At 26.0% G+C, this 15,751-nt stretch carries 16 protein-coding genes; 2 read left to right on the forward strand and 14 right to left on the reverse strand.

Features of this window, described 5'->3' with window-relative positions; all coding sequences use genetic code 11:
• Positions 1–2: 2 nt before the first annotated feature.
• From H8R92_RS09980 to H8R92_RS10005, 6 genes are all read right to left on the reverse strand, one after another.
• Positions 3–917, reverse strand: a complete 915-nt coding sequence (locus H8R92_RS09980) for a S66 peptidase family protein (RefSeq protein WP_186835362.1) — start codon at positions 915–917, stop codon at positions 3–5.
• A gap of 102 nt (positions 918–1,019) precedes the next feature.
• Entirely contained in the window at positions 1,020–1,955 is a 936-nt protein-coding gene (locus tag H8R92_RS09985; RefSeq protein WP_186835363.1) for a hypothetical protein, read from the reverse strand.
• Positions 1,956–2,074: 119 nt separating this feature from the next.
• On the reverse strand, positions 2,075–2,803 hold the full coding sequence (locus H8R92_RS09990) for an HAD-IB family hydrolase (RefSeq protein WP_186835364.1): 729 nt from the start codon (positions 2,801–2,803) through the stop codon (positions 2,075–2,077).
• A gap of 67 nt (positions 2,804–2,870) precedes the next feature.
• Positions 2,871–3,683: a TerC/Alx family metal homeostasis membrane protein gene (locus H8R92_RS09995; RefSeq protein ID WP_186835379.1), complete on the reverse strand. Its 813-nt coding sequence runs from the start codon at positions 3,681–3,683 to the stop codon at positions 2,871–2,873.
• Positions 3,684–3,853: 170 nt separating this feature from the next.
• Entirely contained in the window at positions 3,854–4,819 is a 966-nt protein-coding gene (locus H8R92_RS10000) for a YbgA family protein (protein WP_186835365.1), read from the reverse strand.
• A gap of 59 nt (positions 4,820–4,878) precedes the next feature.
• Positions 4,879–5,865: a coiled-coil domain-containing protein gene (locus H8R92_RS10005; RefSeq protein WP_186835366.1), complete on the reverse strand. Its 987-nt coding sequence runs from the start codon at positions 5,863–5,865 to the stop codon at positions 4,879–4,881.
• A 298-nt stretch (positions 5,866–6,163) separates the two neighbouring features.
• Between H8R92_RS10005 and H8R92_RS10010 the strand changes: the two genes are divergently transcribed.
• Positions 6,164–6,985: a tyrosine-type recombinase/integrase gene (locus tag H8R92_RS10010; RefSeq protein ID WP_186835367.1), complete on the forward strand. Its 822-nt coding sequence runs from the start codon at positions 6,164–6,166 to the stop codon at positions 6,983–6,985.
• A 43-nt stretch (positions 6,986–7,028) separates the two neighbouring features.
• On the opposite strand, the gene pdxR is transcribed toward H8R92_RS10010, so the two are convergent.
• Entirely contained in the window at positions 7,029–8,477 is a 1,449-nt protein-coding gene (gene pdxR / locus H8R92_RS10015) for a MocR-like pyridoxine biosynthesis transcription factor PdxR (protein WP_186835368.1), read from the reverse strand.
• Positions 8,478–8,519: 42 nt separating this feature from the next.
• Positions 8,520–9,017 (reverse strand): hypothetical protein, encoded by a 498-nt coding sequence (locus H8R92_RS10020; protein ID WP_186835369.1) that lies wholly within the window; start codon positions 9,015–9,017, stop codon positions 8,520–8,522.
• A 186-nt stretch (positions 9,018–9,203) separates the two neighbouring features.
• Between H8R92_RS10020 and H8R92_RS10025 the strand changes: the two genes are divergently transcribed.
• Entirely contained in the window at positions 9,204–9,830 is a 627-nt protein-coding gene (locus tag H8R92_RS10025) for a methyltransferase (protein ID WP_186835370.1), read from the forward strand.
• 78 nt (positions 9,831–9,908) lie between these two features.
• Here the strand turns inward: H8R92_RS10025 and H8R92_RS10030 are convergent, their stop codons facing one another.
• The 6 genes from H8R92_RS10030 to H8R92_RS10055 form a co-directional block, all read right to left on the reverse strand.
• Positions 9,909–10,745 carry a deoxyribonuclease IV gene (locus H8R92_RS10030; protein ID WP_186835371.1) on the reverse strand — a complete coding sequence of 279 codons (837 nt, stop codon included), beginning with the start codon at positions 10,743–10,745 and terminating at the stop codon, positions 9,909–9,911.
• Between the two features lie 117 nt (positions 10,746–10,862).
• The gene (gene uvsE, locus H8R92_RS10035) at positions 10,863–11,816 is read right to left on the reverse strand and encodes a UV DNA damage repair endonuclease UvsE (protein ID WP_186835372.1); all 954 of its coding nucleotides are present in this window, start codon (positions 11,814–11,816) and stop codon (positions 10,863–10,865) included.
• Between the two features lie 112 nt (positions 11,817–11,928).
• Complete coding sequence (locus H8R92_RS10040; protein ID WP_186835373.1) at positions 11,929–13,311, reverse strand: L,D-transpeptidase family protein; 1,383 nt, start codon at positions 13,309–13,311, stop codon at positions 11,929–11,931.
• A 170-nt stretch (positions 13,312–13,481) separates the two neighbouring features.
• The gene (locus H8R92_RS10045; RefSeq protein WP_186835374.1) at positions 13,482–14,072 is read right to left on the reverse strand and encodes a zinc dependent phospholipase C family protein; all 591 of its coding nucleotides are present in this window, start codon (positions 14,070–14,072) and stop codon (positions 13,482–13,484) included.
• A 142-nt stretch (positions 14,073–14,214) separates the two neighbouring features.
• Positions 14,215–15,135 carry a putative ABC transporter permease gene (locus tag H8R92_RS10050; protein WP_186835375.1) on the reverse strand — a complete coding sequence of 307 codons (921 nt, stop codon included), beginning with the start codon at positions 15,133–15,135 and terminating at the stop codon, positions 14,215–14,217.
• A gap of 211 nt (positions 15,136–15,346) precedes the next feature.
• A complete protein-coding gene (locus H8R92_RS10055; RefSeq protein WP_186835376.1) occupies positions 15,347–15,610 on the reverse strand; it encodes a manganese efflux pump in 264 nt (87 codons plus the stop codon).
• Positions 15,611–15,751: the final 141 nt, after the last annotated feature.

Consider the following 15,751-nt stretch of genomic DNA (forward strand, 5'->3'; position numbering starts at 1 on the left):
GTTTATACAAGCTTTATAATTTTATTTTTAGAATCAATAAGAACTTCAGCACCCATTGGTAGTGTTAGAGATGGCAAACTATGTCCACAAGCAACTCCTGTAATTATAGGTTTTCCTAAAGGTTTAAGCAACTCTTCAATAATTTCAGAAATTGTTAAGCTTTGCTGTGGCTTAGAAGCTTTACAATTTGAAAAATAACCTAAAATAATACCTGAACAAGCATTAATTTTTTTAGCTTGAATAAGTTGAAGAAGCATTCGATCAATTTTATAAGGTTCTTCAGCAATTTCTTCAATAAAAAGTATCTTATTATTAGTATCTATTTCATTATCTGTACCTAATGATGAACATATTATTGAAAGGTTTCCTCCAGTAAGCTTTCCACATGCTTTTCCCTCAACAATAAATTTAATTTTTTTACTCCGAGGATTATATAAATTACCCTTAAGGTCATTGGCAAAAATCATTTTTTTTAAACTATTTAATGTAAATTTATCTATTCCTTTATATAATTCCGTTGCTGGCATTGGTGCATGATAAGTAATCAAATTACATCTCTGATTAATAGCAATATGAAGCATAGTAATATCACTATAACCAAATAGTGCCTTAGGATTTTCCTTAATAGCTGTGAAATTTATCTTATCAAGCAATCTTGCGCAACCATAACCACCTCTTAAAGCATAAACAGCCTTTATATCTTTATTGTCAAACATTTCATTAATATCATCAGCTCTAAGAATATCTTCTCCTGCAAAATATCCATGTTCTAAGGTACAACTTTTACCTAATATTACTTTAAGACCTAAACATTCTAAAGCATTAATTGCTGATTCAAGTCTATCTTTTATTATTGGACCTGCTGGAGCAACATATCCCACCTTATCGCCATTTTTTAATGGAGTTGGCCTAATCACATAAACACTTCCTTTAAATATCTTTCTTTGTAAATATATTTAAATAAATAATATATTAGAATTATTCAATAAATAAAAGTCATCAGCTAAAAAACCAATGACTTAGATACATACGCTAATGGGAATTATTAAAATTGTTTCTCCTTCAATTTTAAATTTAGGTTGACTAGGTAATATTATTCCAGAGTCATTTAAATTATTGCCTATATCACAGCAACAATTAAGAAGATTTTCGTAAAATAAAGGCTGTCCCGTTTTTCTTAGTAAATGAATATTTTCATTTTTGCTACATATTTTAACTACTTTCCCTATAACTTTGCATGGGCATTCTACTTCATCAAATATATTTGAATAAGTATCAAAAAAATTTTTATTATTTACTATCACTACAATATCATTTCCTTCAGTCTTAATAATTAAATCTTTTGTATTATTGCTAGTAAGTAATGTTTTTAAATGTGCCATCTGCTTAAAAACAAGCTGAAAATTATTTAATATCTGTTCATTGCAATTACAATATTTTTTCATTTCAGATATTCCAATACAATTAATAGCATCATAAAATACATCTAAATATGCTAGTACCGACTCTGAACTTATACTTCCTGTAATTTCAATATAATCACCTACCTTTAAATCCTGATTTTTTCGCCAATCACCTGTAATACTTTTTAATAAATTAGAATTAACTAAACTATTCATAAGCTGTGAATGTAATTCGAAGCTTGTATAAATTCTTGTAAGCTCCTCTTCACGCCTACAAAATCTACGTCCATCTAAATTCTGTCTATTTTCTTTTCCTTCAGTAGTATTGCAGGCGTTATTAAAACTCTTCCCTTTATAACCGTCCCTTTCATCTTTCATTTGTCTATCTTCCTGAAAATATAAATCTTTATCTGTAAAATCAACTCCAGCAGAAATAGTTCTATCCTCTATCCACTTTGAAGTTCGTCTTTCTATATATCCATTTATAATAAGAGAATTCAAATTTTTAGTAAGGCCTTCATCAAGGTAAATTAGCAAGTCAGTAATATCCAAGATTAATAACACCCTTTCTTAGAGTATTTATTATAGATATTTTATTCCAATGCAAAAATAAATGTTACAATAATAAAATAAGTACCTATGCTTATTTACTTTAGCATAGGTACTTGCTATTATAAAATCTCTATTGAATTCATATCTAACTTATAAGTAACATCTTTTCTTTCAACAATTAAATTTATCTTTTCCTTTAAATTATTATCTTCTTTAATTTTACCAATTAATTCTTTTGTAGGATTTATGGCAAAAGGACAACCGACTGATTTAAACATTGTATAATCGCCAGAAGTATCTCCATAAGCATAACTATTATTTAAATCAATATTATACTTTTCTACTAATTCATTAATAGCTTTTTTCTTGCTATTTGAATCCCACATTGGTATTACTTCTCCATTATATTTTCCATTTTCATCAACCTCATAAATAGTACCTCTATAATCATCCATATGGTATTTTTCAGACATTTCTTTAACTAATTCTATTGGGGAACCAGAAATTGCAATAACAACATGTCCTTGATTTTTATGCCATTTTATTCTTTCTCTTGTGAAAGTATATACTCTATCACCTTTTTGCTCGATAACTTTTCTGGCTATATGCTTAATGTGTTCTTCCCCAGTTCCAATTATGGCTTCCATATATATATCTACCATCTTTAATAGATATGTATCATAATCTCCCTGTCTTTTATCCCAGCTGATATATGCAGGTCTTACTTCATTTTCCCACTTTTCTTTATCAACTAATTCATATTTAATTATCTTCTTAAATACTTCTGTTATTAATCCTTCTCTATATATTGTTCCATCAATATCAAAAAATGCTGCAATTCTACTCATATCTTACTCCTTCGTTTATATACTTTAATTTAACTATATATTACATCAACTATTAATTCAAGAAATATTAAAAAACAAATGAAAGCAAAATACTTAAAAATAATATTACCACTATTACAATAAGTGAAAGTAACGTAGGAATTGTTATATTGAAGAAGATAAGCAATAACTTTATCCCTGTAAATATTAAGATACACCCTACTCCATATTTTATCCCCTTAAACATACTATTAAGCTTAGATAGAATAAAATAAAGACTTCTTAGACCTATTATTGCAAAGATATTTGATAAATATACTATTACCACATTGGTAGTAATAGAAAATATCGCTGGAATGGAATCCATTGCAAATATTATATCCGAAGATTCAATCAGTAGTAAAATTAAAAATAACGGAGTTGCATAAAGTTTAGTATTCTTTTTGATGAAAAAGTATTCACCTTCTATTTCATCTGTAAAAGGTATAATACCTTTTAAAAATTTAACTATCTTTTTATCGCTATAATTAGTAGACTTATCTTCCTCTTTTATCATCATTTTAAAACCACTAAAGATTAAAATCACACTAAAAATGTAGGTTACAAAATGAAACTTATTGATTATTGTTATACCTAAGAAAATAAATATAAATCTTAGAACCATAGCACCTATTATTCCATAGGTTAATACTCTTTTTTGATACTCTTGTGGTATATTAAAATTGGTAAAAATCATGAGAAACAAGAATAAGTTATCTACACTTAAACTTAACTCAACTACATATCCCCCTAAATATTCTAAGGCAACTTCTTTACCTGAAATAATAAACACAATAAAATTTACAATGATAGATATACTTACCCAAAATATAAAATTTCTTACTGCTTTTTTTACTTTCATCATATACCCCTCAAAATTATATTCCCTAAATAATTTATATGTTGAATACATGAAATTTATTTCTTAATATCTCTATCTTCCATTTAGTATTATTTTGCTCTTTTGACCAACTTTATACCACATAAATAAAGAAGCATTTAAAATAATGCTCCTTGTTAGAATATTAAAGACTAATGTATTGATTTTCCAGAGTCAGTTACTTGTATTAACCCATCTGGATAAGGATGGAAAAATGATTGATTTTTTAAATTTTCTATATCAAATCTAATTATGTACCCTTTAATTAAATATTGCAAAACTGAAAATGGAACAATACCATTTCGATATTTATCAATAGTGCTCCAGATAAATTTTATTTCTTCATCAGAAAGCTCTTCTCTAAATTGCTCTATTGCTCGTAGGCATACATTGATATTAGATGTATATCTTGGTGTCCTGCTCAATAAAATATTTAATGTATTTTCATATTCATTTATTAAGGTGGAAAAATCACCATTGTCATAATTATAAATTAACTCATCCAATAGCTTTGAATATTTTTGACTATAAGAAATGAATAGCATTGAATTTTTTAAATGGAACTCTCTTAATTCTTCAAAACTATTTGATTTCTTCACTGATCTAAAATCAGATAAAATATAGATGTTGGTTAAAAAACGTTCTCTAATCTTATAATTTGTGAGCCTACCTTCATTTTCAACTAACAGATTAGGATACTTTTTTATTACTTCATCTGCAAATAATCCATTTCCTCTTTTGATTGAAGAGCATTTTTCTATATTTGGATAAATCTTTGCATCTTTTATACCACAAGAAGGTGACTTGCTTTTTAAGATAAATCCATCTACTTCTCCTAATTCACTTAAGAACTTTGAAGTAAATCCTTTTAGTTCTTTTGTTAATACTATATTAGTCTTATTTTGTACTACATTATACCCATCATCATTTTCGACAATTTTCAAGGAACCTCTAGGCGTAGGGAGTCCACAGCCTTGTTCCGGACATACTTTGATAAACTCAACATAATCACCTAAAACTTCAATAAAATTATTAGGCTCCATGCCTCCATTATATCTACAAGGCTCAAATCCAAGACATTTACTAACAACTATTATTGGTTTTCCACTATTAGACATTCCTCATCCTGCCTTTCTTTAATATTCCTGTCTATTTATTATTAAGTAAAATATAATTATTAAAACTTTTTATTTTGCATAGATAGCTTTAATTTGAATATTTCTTCTTTTAATTTTTCAATGACTAAATCTTTTTCTTTTAACTTTTCGTTAAATCCTCTTTCAGTTTCTATAATCTCTGATCTAAATTGGTCTTTAAGGTTAGAAATTTCTTCAGTCTTATCATTTAAAATATTATGAATTTTATCGTTTAATGAATTGCTATATTCTCTATACTCTTTTATTTCAGCCTTTAGGCTTATAATTTCCTCTCTAGAACCTCTTTGTTCTTCTTTAGTTATCTGTAGCTTTTCTTTAATTAGCTCATAATCTTTATATCTCTCTTCTAAAGACTCTAATTTTACTTTATACTCTTCAGCAACCTTATTGCTACGTTTTTCTTCCTCTAGAAGAGCATTTAAAGACTCTATATGCATTTGAGAGCTTTTTATTATATCTGCTTTTTCTTTTAATTCTTTTTCAACATTAGTTAACGCCAGGTTAACTCTAGAAAAGCTATCTTTTACAGTATTAAGTTCTTTATTATTTTCTAGTAAAGTATTTTCTATTTCTTTTATTTTTTCTTCCTTTTTAGTTATAGTTTGTTGAAGTCTTACAATTGTCTTATCACGATTTTTAATTTCCATCATTGATTTTTCAATTTGCTTTTCTTCTAAAAAACTAGCTATTTCTAAAGAATTAATATAACTATTCTTTATTGAATCTAAAAGATATGTAAACTTCTCAATTTCTGTTTTTCTATCGGCAAACCTAGTATCTTCAGTAATTTTAAAAACTTCATATTGATTTAACAATGCCGAAACCATACTTTCTGCATCATCAAACTTACTTTGTAAATCATTCAATCTATTTTTAGTATTTCTTTTTAGCTTAAGGCCTTTGGTTTCTAACTTCTCAGTAATTACTTCATTTGAAGTTTCTATATTTTCCTCAGTATTATTATTTTCTATTTTATTTTCTTTATTACTACTTAATACATTTTCCATAAAAAACTCCCCTATACATTTTATAACTTAGTTAACTATAGTTAACTAAGTTATCTGTAGTTAACTAATATTTTATATTATAACACAAATATTTTTTTTTACAATCCAAATAAATGGTAAAACAACTTATAAAACTGCGTCTTTTCAGTAAAAAGCGCAGTTTTTATATAAAATCTTGATTTTAAGCCATTTATAAGCTATACTAATTTTATAAAATGTTAAAATACGCAGTTATAAAAATGCAAATACGCAGTTTTTAAAAAAGCAATTTAAATTTTCAGCAGAAAGGAATTTTTAAATGAATTTAAATGATGAAATGGTCGAAATGATGAAATTCTATGAATTTTATAAAAAAATAAAAGCAAGTGAAGAAAAAGATAAGTTAACTAATAAAAATTCTGAACTTTTTCATAAAACAGAGGAAGCAATTCATAAATCTAGAGAAGTAGAGTTAAATAGCTATAATAAAAAAGTAAATTCATCAAATAAAACAGAGGGAGCAAATACAAAAGATAAAAAAAGACTTAAAAAAAATCATATGGCTACAAGACCATTGGATAGAAACGAATATGAGGAAATAATTAAGTTATGTAATAGTGGTTTTACATATATAGATAAAAACACAGGGAAAGAGAGAACTTTTAGAAAAAATACTTCTCTAGCTTTTGCTTTTGTTTTACAAGCTACTTTAGGTTTTAGAGCAAGTGATATAGTTAATTTAAGGATACGTGATTTTAGTAGAAATAAGTTTTCTGTTCAAGAAATAAAAACTGGTAAATGGCAAAATAGAGAAATAAATGATCATATGTATCAAAAAATATTAGAATATTCTATTGAAAACAACTTAGATAAAGATGATTACATATATCCTAACAAAATAAGAAATATGCAACAACAATTAAAGATAATTACTGATTATTTAGGATATAAGAACATTGGCACTCATTCATTCAGAAAGCTATTTGCTCATACCATATATGAAGAATCAAATCATGATATAGAATTAGTAAGACATGTCTTAAATCATGGTGATATCAGAACAACCATGAGATACTTAGGCGTAAGTCAAAAAAGAGTTAAAGAAGTTATTGATAAAATTGATTTTTCTTATATATTATAAAAGAAGAGGATATAGTTATTTACATATAGCTATATCCTCTTTATTACTGAATTTTAAGTTCATCTACACATTCACTTATTATCCTAATTCCCTCTTCTATTTCTTCCATTGTAATACGAGATAATCCTAGTCTCAATGTATCTGTTTTTTCATTATTAACATCAAAAATATCACCTGGAGCAAAGATAACTTTTCTTTCGTAGCATTTCTGAAGTAGTTTCCTTGAATCAATTCCTTCAATTGCTATATACACATGCATACCATATTCTCCCCAGATATATTTAGGTTTTAAATATTTATCAAGGCACTTTATGGCGAAATCATGTTTTTCCTTATAATACTTTCGAGTTCTTTTTATCTGTTTTTCAAAAGCTCCACTCCTCAGATATTCATATAAAATTGCTTGATCTAAAAAAGATGTATGAATATTATAGCAGCGTTTAACACTTTCTAAGGTATCAACTATCTTCTTATCAGCTAAAACCCAACCAACTCTGATTCCTGGGAAAAGTATTTTGGAAAAACTCCCAATATAAATTACACCATTATTCTTTCCATCAAAAGCTGCTAAAGGAGCTATATGAGAATTGTTATAATGTAACTCCTCATTAAATCCATCTTCAATTATAGGTACATTATATTGCTTAAATAAATTATATATCTTAAAACGCTTTTCACCATTAATAACTATTCCTGTAGGATTATTATAAGATGGAGTAAGATAACCTATTTTTATTTGATTATTTTTCAATTTATATTCAAGTTCCATTAAATCAATACCATCTTCAGCTATATCAACACCTATTAAATTAAGTTTATGAAGCTTCATTAATTTGATGCTTGTATTATGAGTTGGATTTTCGCAAAGTATATTATCACCAGCATTAGTATAAGAGGATAATATAAGCTGTAACCCTTCCGTAAATCCATTGGTGATAATAAAATCCTTGTTATCAGTATTAACACCCTTCTTATTCATATATAGGTGAAGATAATCAATTAAAGGTTTATATCCCTGTGCATACCCATAGTTTAATATTTTATGTCCTTCTAATGCTATCCTATTTAAAAATGCTTTTTTAAATTCTTCTACATCAAATAATTCTCCATCTGGAGAAATACTTTTAAAGGAAATCATTCCTCTTTCCCACGGAATTTCACTTTTTACAGTATCGAGATAGCATGATAAATCAGCATATTCATTACTCTTTTTTTCCCATTCAATATTCCATTCACCTTTTAAAGCTATATTTTTATCAGTAACAAAGGTACCTTTACCTTTAATAGTATATACAACACCTTCCAATTCTAAATTTTCATAAGCTGTAATTACAGAATTACGACTTACACCTATTATCTTAGATAATTCTCTAGTAGCTGGAAGCTTACTGTTAGATGATAATATTCCATTTTCTATAGTTTTTTTAATATGTTTTTCTATTTGATAATAAATTGGTTCATTGGAATTTAATTTCAAGTTAGAAAATATCATATTTCTCACCTCCAGTACCTAATTTTATAAAAAATATCTTTTTTAAATATATTCATTGCTAATAAATAAACCTTCTGACTTAAATATATCCATAATAAATTTTAAATCCTTACAGCCAAAATTAATAATTTTAACCTTCCAATAGCTTATTTCTAGACCAATTTTTAAATCATTAAATACAAAATACATTTCTTCATTTAAAATAGTTAAATTATACATTACATCATCAATAAACCTATTTATATCTTTATAATATTCTAAAAAACTAACACCATCTTCATAATCATCATTTAAAAAGTAAATATTATCATCAAAAATATAAAGTTTGCTTAAAGCCGCAACAAACTTATTAGCAACATTATAATTATTATTGCAAAGTATCTGCTTTTCAAACTCATCATACTTACTATTTTTAAATCCTTTTGGTACTACTGAAATAATAAATATATTTTTACATTCCCTTTGCTTATAATTTTCATCTGCTAATTTTTGAAATAGGATACGTATAGCTTTATTCTCATTAATAGTTTTTTCTGACACATTAAACATCTCCTTATACAAAAACATAATAATACCCTTAATAATATTATAGTACTAATTATTTCATAAATAAATTTAAATTTTAATCTACCTATATAATTTATATTTAAAAAATATAGTATAATAAATATGATATAAATATATTAAGTTAACCTACTTATATATTTATATATAAATTACATTAACATGAAAAGGATAAGATACATGGAACAAAGCTTTGAAAAATTATTAAACATCTCCACCAGTGGCAATCAAAAAAACTTTAATGAATTTATTCATTATAATAGATATGAACCAACTTCTTATTATGTATTAGAAGCCATACTTCATAATTATCCTCTTTTAGAAAGTGATAATATTGTTGACTTTGGTTCTGGTAAAGGTAGACTTAACTTCTTTTTAAATTATTTCTTTAAATGTAAAGTTACTGGCGTAGAAATGAATAAGTACTACTATGAAGAGGCTTTAGAAAATATGAAAAACTATTTAAGTAAAAATAAGGGACATGATTGTTCTAAGATATCATTTGTTAACTGTATTGCTGAGGATTATGAAATAAATTCTAAGGAAAATAAATTTTATTTCTTTAATCCTTTTTCTGTACAGATTTTTATTAAGGTAGTAACTAACATAATTTACTCCGTAGTAGATGAATACAGACCAGTGGACTTAATTCTCTATTATCCATCCGATGATTACATATATTACTTAGAAAATTACACAATATTCCAGCTTATAAAAGAAATTAAGTTAAATAAGCATTATGAACAAGATAATAGGGAAAAAATCCTCGTATATAGACTTCAATATTAAATAAAAAATCACACCATGAATTATCCAAGGTTACATCATTTTGATATAACCTTGGATAATTTATTTATATTTAATATATTAATTATATTCATATGCTGCTCTTAGCATCTCAATTTCTTTAGCATATCCATCTAATTCATTAGGAGTTTCTAAGAAGAATGGTATATTTTTCAACTTAGGATGATTAATTATTTTCTTAATAGCTTCAAATCCTATCTCACCTTCACCAATCTTCTCATGTCTATCTTTGTGGCTGTTAAATGGGTTTTTACTATCATTTAAATGTATAGCATGTAGTCTATCAAGTCCAATTATTCTATCAAACTCTTCTAAAACTCCATCTAAATCATTAACTATATCATAACCAGCATCATATACATGGCAAGTGTCTAAACAAACACCCATTTTTTCCTTTAACTCAACTCTGCTTATTATTTCAGCTATTTCTTCAAATGTTCTTCCTACTTCTGTACCTTTTCCAGCCATAGTTTCCAGTAGCACAATAGTTGTATGCTCTGGCTTTAATACTTTATTAAGCATTTCAACTATATAGTTTATTCCTACATCTACGCCTTGCTTTACATGACTTCCTGGATGGAAATTGTAAAGACTTGTTGGTAAATATTTTAGCCTTTCTAAATCATCAGCCATCATTTCTGTTGCAAATTGTCTTGTGCTTTCATCAGCAGAACATCCATTAAGAGTATATGGTGCATGAGCTAATATTTTAGCGAATTTATTTTCTTCCATTAACTTTCTTAAAGCTAATATATCTTTTTCATCTATATCTTTTGCTTTTCCGCCTCTTGGGTTACGTGTAAAATATTGAAAAGTATTAGCTCCTATTTTAATAGCTTCTTTTCCCATATTTTCATAACCTTTTGTAGTCGATAAATGACATCCTATGTTTAACATTTAATCCTCCAATTTATCTAAATCATACTATATGTATTCTTTTTATTTATATTTCTATAATACTATACTGCACTTCTATTATCAACTAATAATAATTATTTAATAATTCACTATTACTTATACCTCAAAGGTTGTTTCATCTATCCAGTGATAATACTCCTTAATATCATCTACTAATTTAAACAAAGCTATATCTTTTTCCTTGCATTCTAGCATAACATCAAAATCTCTATGGAGTTCTTTAGCTGAATTAATAAATTTCATAAATTCTTCGCTATTAATATAATCAGCATGTTTTCTATCGAATTTACCTTCTCTTGGTGATGAAAAATGTATTTTAGGTGGAAGAGGCTGATTATTCCATGTATTAACGATTTCTGCCCAAATATCATTTATGTTTTCACCATTATTGTTACAATTATGATGATGTACATCTAATACCATAGGAATATTTAAAGCTTTACAAAGTTTTAGAGTTTCTGCTTCTGTATAAGTTTTATCATCATTTTCTAAAATCACCTTATTTTTTACTCTTTCAGGATAAGTACTAAAATTATGTATAAATCTTTCCATACCAGCTTCCTTTCCACCAGTAGCTCCTCCAACATGTAGTACCATCTTACCCTTATCATAATGCATTTCTTCAAACCAATCTACATGAATATTTAATATGGTCTTAGTACTTTCCACAACAGCAGGATTTACACTATTAATTACGTTAAATTCATCAGGATGAGTATCAACTCGCATATTATATTCATTTATAAGACTTCCTATATACTCAAAATCCTTTTTAAACATCTTCCTATACTCAAAGTATTTCACTTCTGGATGTGTTATTAATGGTATTAAGGCAGAAGTAATTCTATAAAAGTGTATATTATTTTCAATATTATATTTAATATGTTTTTCCAATCCATTTAAATTTGAAGCTATGACAGTTTTTAGCTTTTCAATCTTTTTTTCATCTGATAAAATCTTTTGATAATTGCTATATGTTACAGTACTAGAGCTAGTAGCTTTCTTTCCTAACTTATTAGAAATAGCAACATAACCTAACCTTACAATCATTTTTAATTCACCGTCCTTGTTTATATTGTGTCCTAACTTTGAAAGTTAATTATTTTTTCTTATGATATAAGAAAAAATAATTATAATAAACCGTCCTCTTTCTTAAGGTTATTTACTTTTCTTCATAACAAATTACTGGTGTTCCTGCTTCAATTTCTGCAAATATTTTTTTAGCTAAATATTTAGGTGCATTTATACAGCCATGAGTACCATCATTTATATATATATCTCCACCATAAGAATATCTCCAAGAAGCATCATGAAGCCCTATATTTCCATTAAAAGGCATCCAATAGGTAACTTTAGCTTCGTAGTTTGCGCCGCGCAAGGTAGAATTTTCCTGTTTATATGTTATTTCATATATCCCAATAGGCGTACCATTTCCATTACTAACATTACCAGACACAATATCACCCTGTGCTATTAGTTCTCCATCTTTATAATACCAAATATGCTGTTTAGTAATATTTATTTCCAAATAGCTATCACCAAAATCATTTTCTCCTCTGCAAACACCCTTTTGCAAATATTCAGGTTCTTTTTCTACGATAGATCCATTTTCAATATATTCTTTTAATATCTGAGCTTCCTTCTTTTTATTAATCCTCCAACCATAATAACCACCAGATATACTTAATGTTTTTCCTGTTGAGGTTTTAAATTCACGTGCTACACCTACAGTGTCATATTTTTTTGCTAGAGTTGTAATATAATTTATAATTTGCTGATCATCCATGGATACATTTAATTCATCATCTATCTTTATCCATTGATTTATTAATGAATAATCTACTATTTCAGTTTCATCACTAAATACATAAGTTACCTTAGAAGACATATATTTATCTATGATCTTTTTACCTTGTTTTACCTTCTTAGAATAAGAACAGTATTTAGGATTTATATAACAATTAGATTCATCTAGATTCAAAAGTATCTGATCTGTGTATATTGACTTTTCTATTTCTGAATATACTTTTTCTTTATTAAGGTAATTACCATAAACTTCATCTACTATGACAAATTCAGTATCAATAAAAATAAAACTAGCATTTTCTGGATAAATAATTTCATCTTCATTAAAAAATTCTAGTTTATCTATTTTATTCTTAAGTAACTCTTCATCATAAGAATAAATATTTTTTATTATATAATTGTTCCTTTTAAATATATCTATTATCCATAAAAATGAATTTTGTTTTTTAACTATAGTGTCAATCTCATCATTGTCTATATATTTAAAATTTATACCACTTAAATCAATATCACTACTTTTTTCTCGTCCTTCTATAAGTAGTCTATACTCTCCAATAGTAGTTTTTATATGATTAGTTGCTTTATTTAAATTCATACAAGATAAATCAATTCCATTAATACTTGTCCCAATTAAGAAATGACTTTTAAAAAAGCAACCAATTATAATATACACTATAATAAATATTATAAATAATGTTATGCCCTTCTTAAACATTATATTATCCAAATTTCTTTTCATAGTATAATAGTCCTTTCATTTTAAATTGTCTATCAATACTATATATAATTATGTTTAATTCTATTTATTCATGCATTATAAGTAATATATTATATAAGAGGAGCAAAACTATAAAAAAACTTCCACTAATTTTATATTTATTATAAAAACTAAGCTGCACATATTGTATCCTATAAATTATTTGAGATTCTAATCTTATATTCATTTTCAATTATGTTATTAATAATCATATTCATTATAGTATTACATACATAACAGGCATATCTTAAGTCATTCTCATAACTACTATCGCTTTCATATTCACTTAACATTTCATTGAGAAACTCAACAACTTTCGTAGGTTTAATTTCTGTATTTTTTTCAGCTGTAAAATTATATTCCTTTGCTATCTTATCTAAATTCTTTTCATAGATTAAATGTTCCTTTACTATATTAGCACTTTTAAATTCCCACCTTTGATTATGTGGTAGACAGAAATAGTCACAAAGAAAATGACATATCACTCCTAACTCTTGATTAAACTTATTAATACTATAGTTTGTATATAAATCTTTAATTGATAAATTACTTAAAAATTCAATTTTATTAATTATCATAATAAAGCTTTCATCTTTATAATGCTTCTTTAGCTTGTACTTAGAAACACAATCGGGTTTTATATTGCCCCAGATAAAATGAGTTTCTTTTATTAAAGCCTTCTTATCATAATCCATATTTTCAAATATTTTTCTGCCCATTAGCATATGAGTATTTATTAACATAATGTAACCTTCTTTATTATCTTATTATTAATATAATAGTATGTTCATCTAATATTAACAATATGTATTATAAGGTAATTATGTAATACTTTTAAATATATTTTAAGTTTTTGTATTTTAGCTCAAAAAAATTTTATTTTTACTAGTTGTATTTTTTTCTTATCTCTTCAAGCTTTTGAAGAATTAAATTTTTTCTATTTTCGATTTCCACATCTTCATTGCTATGTTTTTTTAATATTTCTTCTTTAAAATTTCTAAATTTATAATTAAATTTAGTAGAATAAGCTGTTGGATATCCTTGTACTAGTCGCTCTTTAATAAAGCTTAATTTAGCTACTTCTTTCCTTATTCCATTTGATAATCCCTCTATTTTATCTTTTAATGTATCTACAGAAGTCTTTATCTTATTACTAAACTCACTGATATCACCTTCATTACCATCTTTAATATAATATAACTGATTAGATGCATTATTAAGTATTAATTCAATTTCAGATTTTAATTCTTTTATCTCACTTAAAGCTTTCTCTGATTTCTCCATAAGTTTATTTATATCGATAGTAGCTTTAATGGACGTTATTGTATCAGCAATTACAAATAATGTTACTACTATAGATATAATCATAACAAATCTATCATCCAGTAATAATACATATCTTTCTATAGGTTTATGAACAAATTGTATAAGTAATATAGATAGTACACCCCAAAACAATGAACATACAAGACAAATTCTGCCCTTATATTGTATCTTGTAATAGCTATAATCCCAATATTTAACCTTAAATATTGTTTCCATAAGCCAGCCAGTAAAATATTCTAATATAGTAGCTCCTATCATACCAACAAAATAAACAGCCAAAAGATTACCTCTAAAAGGTAAGGTTATAAATAGTACTAATACAGCTCCTAAACCATATATTGGTAGAAGAGGCCCGCTTAAAAAACCTCTATTTATCATTTTTTTACTTTCAACTGATACAATTGTTGACTCAATGCACCATCCTAGAAAACAATATATATAAAAAAATATTAACCATTGATATATATTATATAATCCCATCTTATTTATCCTTTCTTTTTTAAATATCTTATAAAAACTATATATACTTATTTTACCACTTTTTATTTATTTTTTCTCTTTGCTTGTAAAATTTTCTTATTTTTAATCTTCTTTTATATAAAAAACAGCCTCTCTTATTTAAAAAACTCTAACTTATTATTTAATTATTTGCACTAATTTTTAAAATACAAAAAAGGAGTATTGCTACTCCTTATATTATTCCAGTATGTTCTAATAATATTTTTAAACCTATGCAAATTAAGATTACTCCACCAAGTAATTCTGCTTTAGACTTAAATTTATCACCAAATACATTCCCTATCTTTACTCCAGACATTGATATTACAAGTGTAATAATACCTATCAAAGTAACAGCTGGTATTATGCTTACCTTTAAGAATGCAAAAGTTATCCCTACAGCAAAAGCATCCATTGCAAGTCCTACTGAAAGAATTATTAATTCAATTAATCCCATATTATTTCCTCATTTCATTAGTAGTTAGTGTAAAGTTTTTTACACTATTTTTATTTTAAAATCTTTATATATCAAGGTTTCGAAAGTTTTTTGCATAAAAAAAACAACGACCCCCTAATTTCATGTTAAAATTGAATCTCT

The organism is Clostridium lentum (assembly GCF_014287815.1).
Classification (GTDB): domain Bacteria; phylum Bacillota; class Clostridia; order Clostridiales; family Clostridiaceae; genus Clostridium; species Clostridium lentum.

Coding starts and splice junctions, on each gene's coding strand:
- H8R92_RS10000 (WP_186835365.1), bottom strand. CDS start 4,819: ATGTCTAATAGTGGAAAACCAATAATAGTTGTTAGTAAATGTCTTGGA.
- H8R92_RS10050 (WP_186835375.1), bottom strand. CDS start 15,135: ATGGGATTATATAATATATATCAATGGTTAATATTTTTTTATATATAT.
- H8R92_RS10010 (WP_186835367.1), top strand. CDS start 6,164: ATGAATTTAAATGATGAAATGGTCGAAATGATGAAATTCTATGAATTT.
- H8R92_RS10055 (WP_186835376.1), bottom strand. CDS start 15,610: ATGGGATTAATTGAATTAATAATTCTTTCAGTAGGACTTGCAATGGAT.
- H8R92_RS10005 (WP_186835366.1), bottom strand. CDS start 5,865: ATGGAAAATGTATTAAGTAGTAATAAAGAAAATAAAATAGAAAATAAT.
- H8R92_RS10025 (WP_186835370.1), top strand. CDS start 9,204: ATGAAAAGGATAAGATACATGGAACAAAGCTTTGAAAAATTATTAAAC.
- H8R92_RS10045 (WP_186835374.1), bottom strand. CDS start 14,072: ATGTTAATAAATACTCATATGCTAATGGGCAGAAAAATATTTGAAAAT.
- H8R92_RS10030 (WP_186835371.1), bottom strand. CDS start 10,745: ATGTTAAACATAGGATGTCATTTATCGACTACAAAAGGTTATGAAAAT.
- H8R92_RS10040 (WP_186835373.1), bottom strand. CDS start 13,311: ATGAAAAGAAATTTGGATAATATAATGTTTAAGAAGGGCATAACATTA.
- H8R92_RS09990 (WP_186835364.1), bottom strand. CDS start 2,803: ATGAGTAGAATTGCAGCATTTTTTGATATTGATGGAACAATATATAGA.
- pdxR (WP_186835368.1), bottom strand. CDS start 8,477: ATGATATTTTCTAACTTGAAATTAAATTCCAATGAACCAATTTATTAT.
- uvsE (WP_186835372.1), bottom strand. CDS start 11,816: ATGATTGTAAGGTTAGGTTATGTTGCTATTTCTAATAAGTTAGGAAAG.
- H8R92_RS09995 (WP_186835379.1), bottom strand. CDS start 3,683: ATGAAAGTAAAAAAAGCAGTAAGAAATTTTATATTTTGGGTAAGTATA.